9 protein-coding genes and 1 pseudogene are annotated in these 16,097 nt (G+C 72.3%); 3 read left to right on the plus strand and 7 right to left on the minus strand.

Going from position 1 to position 16,097, the window contains the following annotated elements:
- Nucleotides 1-83: 83 nt before the first annotated feature.
- Nucleotides 84-638 (plus strand): annotated as a pseudogene (locus ACNNMR_RS38515) (TetR/AcrR family transcriptional regulator); the annotation flags it as partial.
- On the opposite strand, the gene ACNNMR_RS38520 reads toward ACNNMR_RS38515, so the two are convergent.
- The 7 genes from ACNNMR_RS38520 to ACNNMR_RS38550 form a co-directional block, all read right to left on the minus strand.
- Complete coding sequence (locus tag ACNNMR_RS38520) at nt 587-1,285, minus strand: phosphatase PAP2 family protein (protein WP_419999364.1); 699 nt, start codon at nt 1,283-1,285, stop codon at nt 587-589. The pseudogene ACNNMR_RS38515 and the gene ACNNMR_RS38520 sit on opposite strands and share 52 nt — an antisense overlap.
- A gap of 55 nt (nt 1,286-1,340) precedes the next feature.
- Complete coding sequence (locus tag ACNNMR_RS38525) at nt 1,341-4,205, minus strand: NHLP bacteriocin export ABC transporter permease/ATPase subunit (protein WP_420000623.1); 2,865 nt, start codon at nt 4,203-4,205, stop codon at nt 1,341-1,343.
- Nucleotides 4,206-4,241: 36 nt separating this feature from the next.
- The gene (locus tag ACNNMR_RS38530) at nt 4,242-6,506 is read right to left on the minus strand and encodes an NHLP family bacteriocin export ABC transporter peptidase/permease/ATPase subunit (protein WP_420000624.1); all 2,265 of its coding nucleotides are present in this window, start codon (nt 6,504-6,506) and stop codon (nt 4,242-4,244) included.
- Nucleotides 6,491-7,297, minus strand: coding sequence for an HlyD family efflux transporter periplasmic adaptor subunit (locus ACNNMR_RS38535; RefSeq protein ID WP_419999365.1), 807 nt, complete (start codon nt 7,295-7,297; stop codon nt 6,491-6,493). The genes ACNNMR_RS38530 and ACNNMR_RS38535 overlap by 16 nt, the downstream gene beginning before the upstream one ends.
- A 97-nt stretch (nt 7,298-7,394) precedes the next feature.
- Nucleotides 7,395-7,634 (minus strand): hypothetical protein, encoded by a 240-nt coding sequence (locus ACNNMR_RS38540; RefSeq protein WP_419999366.1) that lies wholly within the window; start codon nt 7,632-7,634, stop codon nt 7,395-7,397.
- A gap of 404 nt (nt 7,635-8,038) precedes the next feature.
- Nucleotides 8,039-11,374 carry a hypothetical protein gene (locus ACNNMR_RS38545; protein WP_419999367.1) on the minus strand — a complete coding sequence of 1,112 codons (3,336 nt, stop codon included), beginning with the start codon at nt 11,372-11,374 and terminating at the stop codon, nt 8,039-8,041.
- Nucleotides 11,371-11,826 carry a hypothetical protein gene (locus tag ACNNMR_RS38550; protein ID WP_419999368.1) on the minus strand — a complete coding sequence of 152 codons (456 nt, stop codon included), beginning with the start codon at nt 11,824-11,826 and terminating at the stop codon, nt 11,371-11,373. Before ACNNMR_RS38550 ends, ACNNMR_RS38545 begins: the two co-directional genes overlap by 4 nt.
- Before the next feature lie 87 nt (nt 11,827-11,913).
- On the opposite strand from ACNNMR_RS38550, the gene ACNNMR_RS38555 reads away from it, so the two are divergent.
- Entirely contained in the window at nt 11,914-12,273 is a 360-nt protein-coding gene (locus tag ACNNMR_RS38555; RefSeq protein ID WP_419999369.1) for a hypothetical protein, read from the plus strand.
- A 6-nt stretch (nt 12,274-12,279) separates the two neighbouring features.
- On the plus strand, nt 12,280-15,816 hold the full coding sequence (locus ACNNMR_RS38560) for an NACHT domain-containing protein (RefSeq protein ID WP_419999370.1): 3,537 nt from the start codon (nt 12,280-12,282) through the stop codon (nt 15,814-15,816).
- Nucleotides 15,817-16,097 lie beyond the last annotated feature (281 nt).

The following is a 16,097-nucleotide window of genomic DNA, read 5'->3' on the forward strand; positions in this document are numbered from 1 at the left end:
CCAGGTAGGTCAGTTTCGCTTGTGACTACGACCGTAGGTAAACTGACCGAGCGAGTCAAATTAGGAAAGTGGTGGTGAGGGCCATGCGCGCTGACGCCCGGCGCAATTCCGAGCAGATCCGGGCTGCCGCGATCGGCGCCTTCCAGGGGCAGGGCCTGACGGTGCCGCTGGAGGAGGTCGCCAAGGCGGCAGGGGTGAGCAAGGCCACGATCTTCAACCGGTTCGGCGGGCGGATCGGCCTCATCGAGGCCGTCATCGAGGAGGTCGTGGCGCGTGAGCTGGTCGCCCTGATCGACCACGCCCGGACCATCGACGACGGCGGCGCACGGATCGCGTACTACCTCACCGCGATCCGCGACCTCCAGTACCGCCAGCCCGCCTTCAACGACGTCCTGTTGCAGACCTACCCGCACTCACCGCAGCTGATGGAGATCTGCCGGGTCGGCAGCGAGGCCAACGATGAGTTCATCGCGGCGGCACGGGCCGTCGGTGCGCTGCGGCCGGAGTTCACGGCGGGCGACCTCCACGCGCTCGTCGTCGACAATGCCCTCGCCCTCAAGCACGGCGAGCGGCCTGCCCGGGACGACTACGACCGCCGCACCGGATACCTCCTGGACGGAGTGTCGGCGACCCGGTCGATGACCCACGCCGACGCCGGTACGACGACCAGCGCGGTGCACCAGCCGCCGAGGACGTCGGTCGGGTAATGCGCGCTGAGCGCGACCTGCGCCCAGCCCATGGCGCCGCCGCCCACCAGCGCGGCGCCCAGCACCAGCGATATGCCGCCCGCCCTGCCGAGGCCGAGTCGGCCGACCGCGACCAGCGCCGCCGCGACGGCGAGCGCGGTGGCGAAGGTGGTGTGGCCGCTCGGGTACGACAGATTGCCGGGGCCGTGAATGGTGCGCCCCACCAGGTGCTTGACCAGCGTCGTCGTCACCACGGCCGCGCCGACGCCGACCACGACGAGCACCGCCCCCCGCGGCCGCCGCAGCAGCAGACAGCCCGCCACCGCGGCCACGATCAGCAGCGCCGATCCCGCCGGCTCCCCCAAGAAGTCGATGGCCAGCGCGACGTTCCGCAGCGGCTGCCGCACGCTGTCCTCCGTCGGCAGCACAAACCACCGGTCCACCCGGCTTGACTCGCCGTCACCGGCGTACGGCACCCCGAACGCGACAACCACCAGCGTGGCAAGGACCGCGATCAGCCCCAACCACGCGCGTAATAACGGGGGCAGCACCTCGGTCTCCGCGTGCTGCCGCCGCGACCCCTCCCTCAGTGACTCCATGAGAAGTCAGGCTATATCCCCCTGCATCGGCGCCCAGAACTCCTCGAACGAATGGTCACGCCAGCTGGCGTCGTACCAGGTGATGGAAGAGGCCCGAGGCGTCTGCCAGGAGGTCGTTCGGGGTGCCCTGCTGGGCGATCTTGCCGTCGGACATCACGATCACGCGGTCCGCGTCGAGGATCGTCGTCAGGCGGTGGGCGATCACGATGCGGGTCGAATTCAGGGCGCGGGTGGAGTTGATGACCGTGCGCTGGGTTTCGTTGTCCAGGGCGCTGGTGGCCTCGTCGAAGAAGAGGATGCGGGGCTTGCGGATCAGGGCCTGGGCGATCATCAGGCGCTGCCGCTGGCCGCCGGAGACCGTGCCACCGCCGTCGGAGAGCATGGTGTGCATGCCCATCGGCATCGCCTTGATGTCGTCGGTGAGCCCCGCCATCGCCGCGGCCTCCCAGGCCTCTTCGAGGGTGTACGACTCGGTGCCGCAGATGCAGTCGAGGATGGAGCCGGTGAACGGCTGCGCATGCTGCAGCACGACGCCGCACTGGCGGCGCACCGCGGCCTGGTCGAGGGCGGCCAGGTCCTGGCCGTCGTACAGGACGCTGCCGGTGACCGGGCGGTCGAAGCCGATCAGCAGCCGCAGCAAGGTCGATTTGCCGCAGCCGCTGGCGCCCACCACCGCCACGAACTCGCCCTGGCTGATGGAGAACGAGACGTCGTCCAGCACCAGAGGGCCGTCGTCCGAGTAGCGGTAGGAGAGGTTACGGGCCTCCAGCGCGCCGGTCAGCTCGCCGGGCTGGGTGGCCGCGGGCCGTACCTCAGGAGTCTCCTCGAAGACCGGCTTGACCTGCTCGAACATCGGCAGCACCGCCGCCGCCGAGATCAGCGCGCCCGTCAGCTGCGTGACCGACGTCAGCATCATCGTCACCGCCGTCGAAAAGGTCAGGAAGGCGCTGTCCGACATGGAGCCGCGGGCCGGTCCCGCCAGGAGCATGAACATCAGGAGGGCGGTGAGCGGGAGATAGATCGCGTTCAGGACCGTCGTGGCGTTCTTGATCCGGCCGATGCGCTGCTGCAGTTCGCGGGTGCGCGCGAATTCCCGGGCCCAGGCGGCGTACGCGAAGGACTCGGCCGCGGCGACCCGCAGCTTGGGGAGGCCGCGGAGGGTCTGGAAGGCCTGGTTGTTGAGGCGGTTGGAGAGCTTGATCAGGCGGCGCTGGTAGCGGAGCTGCCAGAGGCCGAGGGCCGCGAAGATGCCCGCGATCACCAGCAGCATGGCGATCGCGGCCAGGGCGAGGGGGACGCTGTAGAGGAGCAGCAGGACCAGGTTCATCGTGCCGACCGTGCTCGCCTGGAGCGTCACCGAGCCGATGCCCGACAGGATCCGGCGGATGGCGCTGATGCCCATGGCGGCGCTGGCCAGTTCGCCCGTGGAGCGGTCGGCGAAGAAGCGGGTGGGGAGGCGGAGGAGGCGGTCCCAGACGGCGGGCTGCAAGGCGGCTTCGATGCGGCCTTCCATGCGCAGGATGGAGACGTTCTGCATGAGCATGAATGACGCCGCGACCACGCTGGTCGCGATCAGCGCCACCGTGGTCTGGGTGATCAGGCTCGTCTCGGCCTTGGGCACGAACTCGCCCAGCACCTTGCCCGTGGCGATCGGCACCAGGGCGCCGAGGGCGACGGCGACGAGTCCGGCGAGGAGCAGCGACAGCAGGTCGCGGCGGGTGCCGCGGACGCTGAAGCGGATCACCTGGGGGAGGGTGAGCTTGGTGTCGGGGAGCGGGCGGTAGAGCATGACGCCGCGCGGCTCGTAGTCCTCCTGCGTCACCTTGTCGATGCGGGTGCGCTCGCCGGACTCCGGGTCGACGGCCGTGTAGCGGCCATGGCGCCACAGCAGTGCGACGGGGGTGCCGTCGTCGGCGCGGTGGCCGACGAGGGGGCCGGTGTTCTCGTGCCACCAGCGGCCGGTCAGCTTCACGACGCGGGTGCGGATGCGGGCGGCGAGGGCGATGCGTTCGACGGGGCTGAGGCGGCCGGCGGCGGCGCCGGACGACCGGGCCTCGCCGAGCGGGACGCGGGCCTCGTCGGCGACCAGGCGGCAGGCCGCGTAGGTGGCGTCGTCGCCCGCGCGGCGCGAGCTGCCCCTGCCCGTACGCCCGATGGAGGCGACGAGCGCCTGGTCGGCCTGGGCGCGGGCCTCCTCGCCCGCCTCGATGCCGGCGGCCGTACGGTCCTCGTGGGCGCGCTCCAACTGCTCGATCCAGCGGTCGAGGGCGTACAGGAGGCGGTACTGCTGGTCGACCATGGACTGCCACATGGCGGGGTCGACGAGGAGCAGCCCCGCGGCGTCGGCCTCGTAGGCGGCGCCGTACTGGACCGATCCCGGGGCGATCTGCATCCAGAGGATGTCGTCGTCGCCGCCGTACTGATCGGTGGTGTGGCGGCCGTCCAGGGGCGCCTGGTAGAGGACGCGCAGGCCGCGGCCGATGCCCAGGGCGAAGGCGTTCTCGAGCGGGGTGGGCTGCGGGGCGTACGCGCCGTGGCCCTGGTCGGCGTAGAACTGCCCGGCGTAGAACTGGCCCGTGTCCCACTGGCCGGTCTGCCACTGGCCCGTATCCCACTCCGGCCGGTACAGCTCCCGCAGCTCGATCCGGCGCAGCCAGCACCCGGCGAGCGGCCGGCCGACGAGGGTGTGCCGCGGGCCCTCGACCGGGCCGAGCAGCAGGGTGCCCGCGCGCATGCGGCCGAGGAAGTGCCAGTGGCCGTCGGCGGCGGCGTCCACCGCGAAGAGGTCCATGGCGCCGTCGAGCACGAGCCACAGCACGTGCGGCCCCTCCAGGTTGATGCTGCGCATCCCGGCGCAGTCGACGGCGGAGCCGAGCTCGCCGAGGGCGGCGAGGACGGCGTCGGGGGCGGGCTGTCCCATGGCGGGGGCGCCGGTGTCGTAGGGCGTGCTCAACTCTCAGTGCTCCCTGACCAGTTCGGCGTACGCGCCGCCCGCCGCGACGAGGTACTCGTGGCGGCCGCGCTCGACCACCGTGCCCTTGTCGAGTACGACGATCTCGTCGCTGTCCCGGACGGTGCTCAGCCGGTGCGCGATGACGACGCAGGCGCAGCCGCGGCGGCGCAGGTTGTCGATGATGGCCTGCTCGGTCTCCGCGTCGAGGGCCGAGGTGACCTCGTCCAGGACGAGGACGGACGGGCGGCGGACCAGCGCGCGGGCGATCTCCAGGCGCTGCCGCTGGCCGCCTGAGAAGTTGCGGCCGTCCTGCTCGACGCGGGCGTCGATGCCGCCGGGGCGGCGGGCGACGACCTCGTACACGGCGGCGTCCCGCAGCGCCGCGACGACGTCCTCGTCGGGGACGGAGGGGTCCCACAGGGCGACGTTGTCGCGGACGGTGCCCTCAAAGAGGAAGACCTCCTGGTCGACGAAGGAGACGGAGGCGGCGAGGGCGCCGCGCGGGATGTCCTCCAGGCGCATCCCGTCGATACGGACCGCGCCCTCCCAGGGGGCGTACAGGCCGGCGATGAGCCGGGAGACGGTGGACTTGCCGCTGCCGGAGCCGCCGACGAGGGCGACCTGCTGACCCGGGCCGACGCTGAGCGAGAAGTCCTTGAGCAGCGGCGGGTCGAGGGGGCTGTAGCCGAAGGTGATGACCTCCAGGTCTACGTGACCCTTGAGCCGCCGCGTCGAGGCGGGCGGCTCGCGGCGGGTGTAGAGGGCGTCGACGGGGACGTTCTCGACGTCCTTCAGCCGGGCCACATCGGCGCCGAAGTCCTGGATGCGGCCCGCGACGCCGTTGAGGCGGGCGATGGGGGCCGTAAAGGAGGTGATCAGCGCCTGAAAGGCGACGAGGAGGCCGACGGAGAGGTGGCCTTCGACGGCGCGCATGCCGCCGATCATCAGGATCAGGGCGCTGTTGAGCGCGGCCAGGGTCGGGGCCACGACGGCCAGCCAGGCGCTCGGGACGCCGAGTCGCTGCTGCACCTCCAGCGTGGTCGCGTGCTGCCCGGCCCAGCGGCGGAAGAAGCCGTTCTCGCCGCCGGTGGCCTTCATCGTCTCGATGAGCTGCAGGCCGGAGTACGACGTATTGGTGAGCCTGGCGCTGTCGGCGCGCAGCTTCTGGGTGTTGGTGGCGCGCAGGCCGATGACGATGCGCATCGCCAGGACGTTCAGCAGCGCGATGCCGATGCCGAGGACGGTGAGCTGGGGGTCGTACGACCAGAGCAGCAGCGCGTACAGGACGACCACCACCGCATCCACGCCCGCCGCGGCGAGGTCCCGGGCGAGGGTCTCGGCGACGGTGTCGTTGGACTGCAGGCGCTGCACGAGGTCGGCCGGGCTGCGCTGGGAGAAGAAGGTGACCGGCAGCCGCAGCAGGTGGCGGAGGAAGCGGGCGCTGCCGAGGGTGGAGGCGATGATGCGGCCGCGGAGGAGGTTGGCCTGCTGCAGGGCGGTGAGGACCGCGGTCAGCACCAGCGTCACGGCCATCGCGGTGAACAGCACCGGGAGCAGCGAGGTCTGCTGCCCGATGAGGAACATGTCGATGTACGTACGGCTCAGCGCGGGCACCGCGGCGCCGACGGCGACCAGCAGCAGCGAGGCGATGACGGCGGCGGCCATCGTCCCCGAGGTGCCGCGCAGCCGCAGCGGCATGGCGCCGAGGACGCCCGGCTTGCGGCCGGTGCGGCGGAAGCCCGCGTCCGGCTCGAAGGTGAGGACGACGCCGGTGAAGGCGGCGTCGAGGTCGTCCAGGGGGACGAAGCGGCGGCCCTTGTCGGGGTCGTTGATCCAGGCGCCGCGCTTGCCGAAGCGGCGGCCCATGCCGTCGTAGACGACGTAGTGGTTGAACTCCCAGAACAGGACGGCAGGCCCGCGGACCTCGGCCAGGGCGGCGATGTCCATCTGCATGCCCTTGGCCTTCAGCCCGTACGAGCGGGCGGCCTTGAGGAGATTGGAGGCGCGCGAGCCGTCGCGGGAGACGCCGCAGGCGACGCGGAGCTCTTCGAGGGGGACGAAGTGCCGGTAGTACGCGAGCACCATGGCGAGCGCGGCGGCGCCGCACTCGACGGCCTCCATCTGGAGGATGGTGGGGGTGTGGACGCGGCGGGGGGTGCGGCCCTTCGGCGGGCTGGTCGTGCTCCTGCGGCGCCGGTGGCCCGAGGGCGGGAGGCGGTGCGGGGCTTGTCTGCCGGATTGCTGTTGCGTGGTCACGGGAGCAGCCAGTCGACGGGGCGCTCGGCCGTGAGGTGCACGGCGCCGGTGACGGGGGTGGGGGAGTCGATGCGGAAGGGCGGCCCGGCGTCGGAGGACCAGCGGTAGCCGGACTTGGTCGCTTCCGACGGCTGCAGCTCCACGAGGACGGCCAGCGGATTGCCCGCCTTGCTGAACTGGGCGGCCAGCTGCGGATTCCCCAGGAACCCGGCGAGCTGCTCGCGGCTCTGCGGCGCCCGCCCGACGGCCTTCACCTTGCCGCGCAGCACCCCGAACTGCTCCTGCGGCGCGGACTGCACAGTCAGGTCGACCTGCGCCCCGGGTGCGATGCCGGCGCCGCTCCCGCCGGACACGTACACCATGGCGATCAGCGGCTCATCGGCGCTGCGCATCCGCTCCACGGTCGCGACATCGGCGCCGGTCGTGACGACCGCACCGGTCTTGGCGACCAGGGAGGTGACCCGGCCGCCCTCCACCGCGCGCACGGCCCGATAGCCCATGTCCGTACGGACCTTGAGCAGCGGCGCACCGGCGCGCAGCACCTGCCCCTCCTTGGCCAGGACCTCGGTGACCTGCCCGGAGACCGGGCTCTGCAGCAGGTAGCTGCCCTCGGCGCGGGTGAGGATGCCGGGGGCGGAGAGCTTGGAGTGCACGGAGCCGGTGAGCGCCCAATAGGCCGCGGCGGCCATGACGATGACCGTCACGGCGAGGACGAGGCGGCCCTGCGGGCGGGCGAAGCGTACGGGGAGATCGAGCTCCTCCGGCGACTGCAGCTTGGAGAGCGCCTTCTGGCGGAACTGCACGGGAACGATTCCTTCAACTGCTACTGGGCCGCCCTGGTCCGGGCAGCGGTGAACCCCGGAGCAGAGCGGGCTCCGGGGTTCACGGGAGTGGCGGTGCTCAGCCGACCAGGCCGGAGATGGCCGCGGCGTCCTGCTGCACACCGGTGGCGCCGACGACGCCGCCGACGACGCCGGTGGCGACGCCCGTGACGGCCTGGGTGGTCTGGAGGCCGTTCACCGTGTTGGTGACGTCGCCGGCGACGGCGGTGCCGAGGGTGGTGGCTTCGGTGATCACGCCGCCGGAGATGGCGTCCAGCTCGGTGTCGGCGATCTCACGGGTCTCGAGGTCGTTACGCATTGGGCGCACAGCCCTTCCGTTGTCGGGGGATTCTTACCCCGCGGCAGGCAGACGACGGAGAATCCGGCGCCTTCCCGCAACTGCCGCGGTGCGCAAGATGAAATCACGCACACGGGTGACCCGGTCAATCTCGTTGACGCCGCATCGGCGGGCATTCCGGCCGCTCGTTGCCAACCGGTGCAGAGGTGATCACCGGATGGGGACGGATCCTTCACAAACGTGCGCGGCGGGCGACTGCCCTGCGTGAACGCCCTTGTCACGCAGGGGCGATGGGCTCCCCGATCGCTCCAGGCGATTCCGGCATAGCGGCGGGATTCGAGCTCCTATTCCATGCACTTGGAGGTCACATTGTGCAGATTTCTTGAACGTCGAATTCCACTCAAACGCGTGTGCGGAAGAAGTGGCTAATCGAGCGTCCGCTGCCTGAGCTCGTTCATGAACCCGTCCACCGTGGCGAGGTAGGAACTGTTCTGGGCGGCGTTGTCGGAGGGGAAGCGCCGCAAGAGGTCGGCGGACTCCTCCGCGGCGCGCAGGGCTTCGGCGGGGCGGAGCCGGCGCAGGTTGTCCGCGACGAGGAAGAGGGCGGCCGCGGCGGCCGGGTAGTGGGTGGGGGAGTCCCGGGCCAGGACGTACCGGAGGTCGGCGGCTTCCCGCGCCGCGGCGGCCGCCGCCTCCGCCTCGCCGGTGTGCGACAGCTTGTCGGCGAGATAGCGCAGGGCGAGGGCGAGTTGCTCGCGGTTCTCGGCATTGTCCTCCCTGGCGATGCGGCGGCGCCAGACGCGGACCGCCTCCCGGCCGGCGGCCGCGGCTTCCTGGAACCGCCCCAGCTTCCCCAGCGCCTGGGAGCGGATCTTCGCGGTGACCGCGACGCCGAGTTCGTGCGCGGCCGGGTCGTGCTGCGCGAGGCGGTGGTACGTATCGGCAATCCGCTCCAGCACGCGCAGCGCATCGGGGTCGGCCATCTGCTCGTACGGATCCTCCGGCGCGCCCGGATCGCGGTCGAGGAGCAGGGTCGTGATGTTCGTGAGCGCGCCACCCAGGCTCGCCGCGCGGGAACCCGAGCCCTCGGCCCACAGCTCCTCGGCGGCCTCGTCGAGGTGGGTCAGCGCCTCCTCCCAGCGGCCGGTCCGCGCCAGCCGGACGCTCATCTCGACCAGCACACCGAGCACGTCCGACGTGCCGACGAGGTCGCCTCCCGCGTACGGGATCTCGTCCGACGTCTTGAGCAGGTGGACGATGTCCCGGCGGACGGCGAGCGCGTCCTCCGTACGCTCGGACCCTTCGAGCATGGCGAGGACCGCGAACAGCGCCTGCAGCAGTGCGGGACCGCGACCCGCGGTGTCTCCGCGGGCCAGCCCGCCCAGCACCGCCGCGGCCGTGCCGAGTCCCGTCGACGCGCCGGTGGTCCGCTCCTGCACCCATACGAAGCTGAGCGCGTGCGACATCACCGACTGCCACGCGTCGGCGTCCTGGCCGGACTGCCCGGCCTGCCCGGCCTGCCCGGCCTGCCCGCCGCCGCTGAGCCCGGCGGCCTCGCTGAGCGCGTCCAGGGCCGCCTCGCCCTGCTCCAGCCGCAGCAGCAGCGCCGCCTGCGTCGGGAGGGCGAAGACGAGGTCCTTCAGGTGCTGTGCGGGGTCGTCGCGGGCGAGCCCGCGCGCGATGCCGACGCCCTCCGCCGCCAGCGCCAGCGCCTGCTCCGGGCGGCCATCGGCCAGCGTCCCGGCGGCGGCCACCAGCGCATACGCCAACCCGTCGAGCCATTCGCCCGGGTCCTCGTCCGCCAGCCGGCGGAGCATGCCGACCGCCTCCAGCGCCGTGGTCATCGCCAGGTCGGACGGGCCGAGCCGGGGCATCAGGAAGGGCGCTACGGTCAGCGCCACGGCCAGGTGCTCCTGGTGCTCGGCGGGGTTCGCGGCCGCCAGCCGGCGGAAGACCTCGATGGCGTCCCGGAAGGCCGCCGCCGCCTGATCCGCCCGGTCCGGATCGCCCCCGGGGTTCACCAGGGGATCTTCCGACCACTGGTCGAGGTCCGCGAAGACCAGCGCCATGGCGAGCTCCAGCGACGCCTCGGCGAAATCGGATTCGTACGCCCGCGGATCCGAGGCGGCGAGCTCGCGATACAGCCGCACGGCCTGCGCGAGCGCGGCGGGCGCCTTCGCGGACCTGCGCGCCTGGTCGAGGCGCTTCCCGAACGCGCGCTGCAGGCGGGCCGTATCGGCCGGCCCGGAGGCCGCCGCCAGGCGGTCGGGGGCGAGCCGCTCGGCGAGGTCGGCCGCGGCCGCCGCGAGCTCCTCGCTCGCGGCGAGGTCCTCCGGGAGCCGGGCGTCGAGGGCTTCGAGAGTGGGGCGCAGGTGGGGCCAGCGGTAGCTGGCGGCGGTGAGGAAGGTGAGTGCGCGGGGGGCGTACGGCGGGAGGCCGCCGTCCTTGTCGGGCTCGCTTACGGAGCCGGAGCTGGAGCTGGAGCCGGAGCCGGAGCCGTCGTCGGTGTCGGCGGCGGCGTCCGTCGGCTCGGCCGCGGGCAGCAGCAGCTCCGGGACCCCGGCCGCCCACGGGTCCGCGGCGTGGTCGGGCACCTGGTGCCCCGGCAAGGACAGTGCCAGGAAGTCCTCCGTGAGCCGGTCGGGGTAGAGCGGCTCCAGGACGGTGCCGGAGTCGCCTGGCGGATAGCAGTACGCGTGGCCGGTGAGCAGGCGGTCCGCATCGGCGCCGAGCCCGGCGAGGTCGAGCGCCTGCAGCGCCTCCCGGTACGGCAGCGGGCCGGTGAGCGACGCGACGAAGGCGGCGCGGGCGAGCTCCGCCGTGGAGGCGCCGAGCGCGCCGGTGGCATGCAGGGTGTGCCAGTGGCGGCGCTCCCGGTCCAGGAGGTAGGCGGTCAGCCCCGTCATGCCCGGCGGCGCCGCAGCCGCGGTGGCGGCGTGCGCGTGCCGGTCCACGGCCGCCAGCGCGGCCACGTGGACCGCGAGCGTCAGCCCGAAGTCCGGTCCGCGCAGCTCACCAGGCGGCTCGATGACGTGCGCGGGCACCCCGTACAGGCCGGCGAAGGCATCACGCGCGGCGACGAACATCTGGTGCCGCTCGCTCTCGCCCGCCTGCCGGCCCGCGTCCGCCAGCGGCGGCAGCGCACGGGTCGAGGCGTCGGCGTGCAGATCGGCGATCGCGGCCCGGACAGCGGGCCAGGGGTCCCTGCTACGGGCCAGAAGCAGCACCCGCGCCGGCTCGGTGGCCCGGTGCAGCAGCGCATTGCTGAGCAGCCACGTCAGGTGCGCCACCGGCCACCGGTCGGCGTAGTCGACGACCAGGAGCACCCCGGCCCCGGAGCCGCCGCCGCGCAGGTCCTGGCTGCCGGGCGGCGGGTGCGCCACACCAGGCCCTCGGGCGGCGGTCGCGACCGTCCACCCCGCCGCCTCCGACTCCTTCGCGAACTCCGCGGCCAGCCGGCTCTTGCCCTGGCCCCCCGGCGCATGCAGCCACTGGACCGCCAGCCGGGGCCCGTGATCGCGCCAGCGGCGCAGGTCGTCCAGCTCCTTCGTACGCCCGCTGAAGCCGACGACCTCGAACCGGGAATTCAGCATGCGGCTGGGCAGCGCCAGCAGCCAGGACGCGTCCGGCCGGGCGTCGCGGCTCCGGCGCTGCAGGACGTACAGCGGCACGCCGTCGCCGAAGACATGGATGTCCGCGCCGACGCAGCCGTACGCGAAGCCGTTGACCGCCTGGACGGTCTGCTGCTGGGCGGGGATCAACGACGGGCCTCAGGCGGCTCCGGGTGCGGATGGACGATGACTCTGCTGCCCGGCCCCTGCGCCCCGTAGGCGGAGCCGCCGTCGCGGGCCACGACGTGCATGATCCATTGCTGGTGGACGGGCGGCAGCTGCCTTTGTACGTCTGCCACGAGGTCCGTCAGCTCTGCCGCCGCCTCTGGATGATCTTGCAGTAGGTCCTCGAGGTACACCCGCCAGCGGCCGGCCTGCGCCTCCCGGGCCCGGTCCGGCTCGTCGGCTCGCCCGATCTGCGCCGCGCTGCGGTCCAACCGCACCTCGATGACGGCTCCGGACGGCGTCTCCGGCCCCTCCTCAGCCGCCCGCCGGAAGATCCTGGCCACCCCGGCCCTGGTCGTCTCCCACGCGTTCGTCGCCATCGCCGCCACAATCGTCGTCGCCGCGGTCATCGCCAGCACCGACTCCGGATCCGGCATCAAATCCCCCGTGAATACGACTAGTTGTGCTGTGTCACCCTAGCGACGAAGGGGGCGCACGGTCTCGACTTGACCTACTCTCGCCCTGTGGACCCAGTAGCGGCTGAACTCCTGATGGCTTGGATGAGCGGGGCGGCGAGCGGTGCCGGCGGGGGCGCCTGGCAGTCATTGCGTTCGCTGGTGACGCGTGGCGGCGACGGAGAAGAGGACCGCGGGCGAGCGGCGTTGGATCGGCTGGAGCGCGAGCCGGGCGATCCGGGCCTGGCGCAGGAGCTCGCCGACGCGCTGGCCGAGCGGGCGCGCCAGGACCCTGACTTCCTGCGCGAACTCCGCTCCCTGACCAGGATGCACGTGGAGATCACGGGCAACCAGCACAACGTCGTCGTGGCGGAACACATCGGCACCCTTAATCTCGATGGCCGCAGCGGCCCGGGGGCGTCCAGGTAACCGGTGATGCGCCGTCGTAACAGGCCGGCCGCGCCGATGCGGGTGCACGTGTCCGGGCGGCAGGAGACCGCCATCGTCGCCGGACAGGTGGAACGCCTCATCCTGCGCATCGGCATCGGCATCGGCACCGGAGCCCGCGGCCTGATCGCCGTACTCGGCGTCGTGCTGCTCCTCGCCCAGCCGCCGCTGCCGTTGCCGCGCCGGCTCGGCTTGGCGCCGGCGGAAGCCGGGTGGGTGCTGCTGGGGGTCTGGCTGGCCGCCGAGGTCCTCGTACGGATCGGCCGCGTGCTGCAGCGGCGGCGTGAGACCGTCTGGGACTCGCCCCAGGTCCTCGACCAGGCGGCGGACGACCTCGCCGAGGCGCTGCTGTACCGGTACGCCGAGGACGAGCGGCTGGCGCCCGCCCGTAACGACCAGCTGATGGACGTGCTGTGGAGCGAGGGCAGGGCGCCCGGCGGTGCGCCCGTGCTCGCCGCCGACGGTGTGCCGGAGATCGCCCGTTACTTCCTCGGCACGCCCGATCAGCGCCTCGTCGTTCTGGGCCCGGCCGGCGCCGGGAAGTCGGTCCTCGTGCTGCGGCTCGCGCGCGATCTGCTGGAGCGGGAGCGTGCGGCGGACCGGTCTGTGCCCGTTCCCGTCGTCATCGGCCTCTCCTCCTGGGACTCCGGGCAGGGCCTTGAGGCCTGGGCCGCGGAGCGGATCGCCGACGAGCACCCGCAGGCGTGCCGGCCGGTGTCCGGGGCGCCACCGGGCCGGGTCGCCGGGCGGCTGGTGGAATCCGGGCGGGTGCTGCTGGTGCTGGACGGCCTCGACGAACTGCCCGCGGCCGACCGTAAGAAAGCCGTGTCCGACCTGCTGCACATGCCGCAGTCCCGGAAGTTCGTCATGAGTAGCCGACCGGGGGAGTACGCGGCCGAACTTCCCGCCGACAGCGACCTGTTGCGCACCGAGATCACGCTGCGCGACCTGGACGCGTCGGCGATCGCCGCGTACCTGAATCCGGATGGCCGCCGGCCGCGCTGGCGGAACGTGACCGACCGGCTGCAGGACGCGGGCGACCAGTCGCGTGCGGTCGTGCAGTTGCGGCAGGCGCTGGCCGTGCCCCTCATGGTGGTGATCGCGCCGGACGCGTACCGAGACGGCGCCGGGGATCCGGACGAGCTGCTGGAGGCGGGCCGGTTCCGGGGTACCGGTGAGATCCAGCGCCGGCTCTACACGGCTTACCTGGATGCCGTATACAACCCCTCCCGGTCCGAGCGGGAGCTCAGCGGTGGGCACTCACCCGAACATGCCCGTAAATGGGCCGGGTTCCTGGCGGCGCGGATGCAGGCGGCGGGGCACACCGAGTTCGCCTGGTGGCGGCTGGACCGGGAGGTGCCGGCGCCGGTCCGGGTGCTGCCGCTGCTGCCCGCCTTCGCCATCGCCGTGGCGGTGATGGCGCGGCTGGACTTCGGCGAGACGTGGTGGCAGCAGCGGGTGGGCGGGCCGCCGCTGTGGGGCGGCTATCTGCTGGGGGTGGTGTCCGCGTTCGCGGCCCTGTGCCTGGGCGACCTGCGCGGCCGCGGCACCTGGCAGATGCAGCCGCACTCGCTGGTCGCGCCGTCGGTGGAACGGCTTCGCCTGGCGATGCGGTCGCGCCCGCTCCGGTGGGGCACGGTCCTGGTCGCCGGGGCCCTCGCGCTGGGCTGGGGCAAGGCGGCCGCGGAGCATTCCAAGGCCGGTGCCTGGTCCATGGCGGCGGTGAGTGCGCTGGTGCTGTTCTGGGTCGGGAGACGGCTGGTGCGCGCCGTGTGGCAGCCCGCCGACACCGCGCTGGCCGCGTCCCCGGCCGCCCTGTTGCGTTCCGACCGGCGTGCGGCGCTGTGCGCGGGGCTCCTTGAGCCGCTGCGGAAGCGGCCTGAGGGGGACGACCCCTTCCTCCTGCTCCTGCTGCCACCGGTGCTGCTGCTGTGGTGGCAGCTCTCCATGGCCGGCCGCCACCATGTGTCCGGCTACGACTGGGTGGTCACGGCGACCGGTTGCCTGCTGAGCTGGGTGCTGTACTCCGTGGGGGTCTCGGCGTGGGGCCGCTACTCGGTGGCGCGGCTCTGGCTCGCCGTGACCGGGGCGATACCCCGGCAGTTCATGGCGTTCCTGGAGGATGCGCACGAGCCGCGCGGGGTGCTGCGGCAGTCGGGCGGCGTGTACGAGTTCCGCCACCCCGAGCTGCGCGACCGCCTGGCCGAGGACCACGTGGCCGCGGATGAGCCGCGGGCGGGGGGCGGGCCGAGGACCGCCGCGGGGCGCGCGGGCAGGCTCGTCGGGGCGATGGCCGGGGTCTGGTTCGCCTTCGTCCCGCTGCTCGGCAGCGGGATCATGGCAATGCAGCCCATCATGCCGGTGCAGTCCCTGCCCGCGGCGTGCTCGCTGCTCTCGGAGCGGGATATGGAGCGGCTTATGGACGATGGCTTCAGGAGTTCGTACGGCAATACGTCCGAGAACGGCGCCAGGCATTCCGAGACCTGCGTCGCCGGTGAACAATCGCCGTTCCACCGCGACGTGCAGCTCGGCGTCTTCACGACCCGATTCAGCTCGTACGGCGAGTGGAACGGAAGGCAGTGGGCGCAGCGCTCGTTCGACCAGCAATTCCGTGAGTGGGGGAAGGCCAAAGGGGTCGAGCGGCGGTCCCTGCGCGGCCTCGGCGACGACGCCTATGTGGTGCTCCGGCGGTCCGCGGCCCCCAGCACGTTCATGGACGTCCCGTCCTGGCAGGGCCAGATCACCGTACGGCGCGAGAATGCCCTGGTGGCCGTCACCTACGACGAGGAGTTCGCCGCGAAGGGGCGGGTCTCCGCGGTCACCGACATCCTTGCGCGCAAAGCGGTGCACAAGGCCCTGCCGAAGCTGTCCCCGGCGCCCGAGCCGCCTGCTGAAGCGGCCATCGCAGAACTGCCCGCGACCCGTATCCCCAAGGATGGCGACCACCGGTTCGCCTATTACCAGCGCAATTGGCGGGAAGCGCTGCGCGGCGCCACTTGGAAAGGCAGTGAGCGCTCACACCTCTGGCATCTGACGGGCTTCCCGTTCGCCTTCCGCGCGCCGAAGCAGCTCGATTGCCTATACGGCGGCAGCGAGGCGGACGACGAGGTCGACGAGCTGTCCGTACGCGAATGCGAGCCGCGAGAAGAGGCCAAGGACATCGGGGGCACCCCGCCCGATCTGCGGGTGGACCTCACCCTGCTCTACTGCGGCCGCAGCTGCAGCGACAAGGAGGCGGACATTGTGCTCCGGGGTGAGCGCAGGTCGTCTTCGCGGGGTCTGGTGTGGCGGAAGGGGGATCGGGTGTCGAAGTACGCGGAGAAGACCGAGAAGGGCGAGAAGGGCCGACGGTACGAGATGTTCCTCTGGCGCAGTTTCGGCTACCAGGCCGACGACGGCACCCCGCACCAGTACCTGCTCTGGGCCCGGGCCGAGACCGCGAAGGGCAAGGCGTCGCTGGCCCAGAAGGTCGTGAACGACGTCTTCACGCAGACCGGCGGAAACCGGGAGATCCCGGATCACTGACCGTAAGCCCCCCGCTACCCACCGCCAGGTCTTGACCGGCGGGGCCGCAGGGACGTACTTTCGAGCGAACCCGTACCCAGGAGCTGCCAAAGGAGGCGTAGTCGGATGTCGATCTTCTCCGACCTGAATCGCCTCGTGCATGCGACAGCCTGGGTTCCGGGTCGTGTAGCGCACGGCGCCTAGCGCTGGGCTGCTGAGCAGCCGATTTCTCCGGGTGAGCCGCCGATGGCCCCGGTCTCTCTCCTGATCTCTGCCACTGCCTGTGGCATCGAGCCGCGCCA

This window comes from Streptomyces boninensis (assembly GCF_048572725.1).
Taxonomy (GTDB): domain Bacteria; phylum Actinomycetota; class Actinomycetes; order Streptomycetales; family Streptomycetaceae; genus Streptomyces; species Streptomyces boninensis.

Excerpts from the sequence above, each read along its gene's own strand:
- ACNNMR_RS38520 (WP_419999364.1), bottom strand. The coding sequence starts at position 1,285 with ATGGAGTCACTGAGGGAGGGGTCGCGGCGGCAGCACGCGGAGACCGAG.
- ACNNMR_RS38525 (WP_420000623.1), bottom strand. The coding sequence starts at position 4,205 with ATGGGACAGCCCGCCCCCGACGCCGTCCTCGCCGCCCTCGGCGAGCTC.
- ACNNMR_RS38540 (WP_419999366.1), bottom strand. The coding sequence starts at position 7,634 with ATGCGTAACGACCTCGAGACCCGTGAGATCGCCGACACCGAGCTGGAC.
- ACNNMR_RS38550 (WP_419999368.1), bottom strand. The coding sequence starts at position 11,826 with ATGCCGGATCCGGAGTCGGTGCTGGCGATGACCGCGGCGACGACGATT.
- ACNNMR_RS38560 (WP_419999370.1), top strand. The coding sequence starts at position 12,280 with ATGCGCCGTCGTAACAGGCCGGCCGCGCCGATGCGGGTGCACGTGTCC.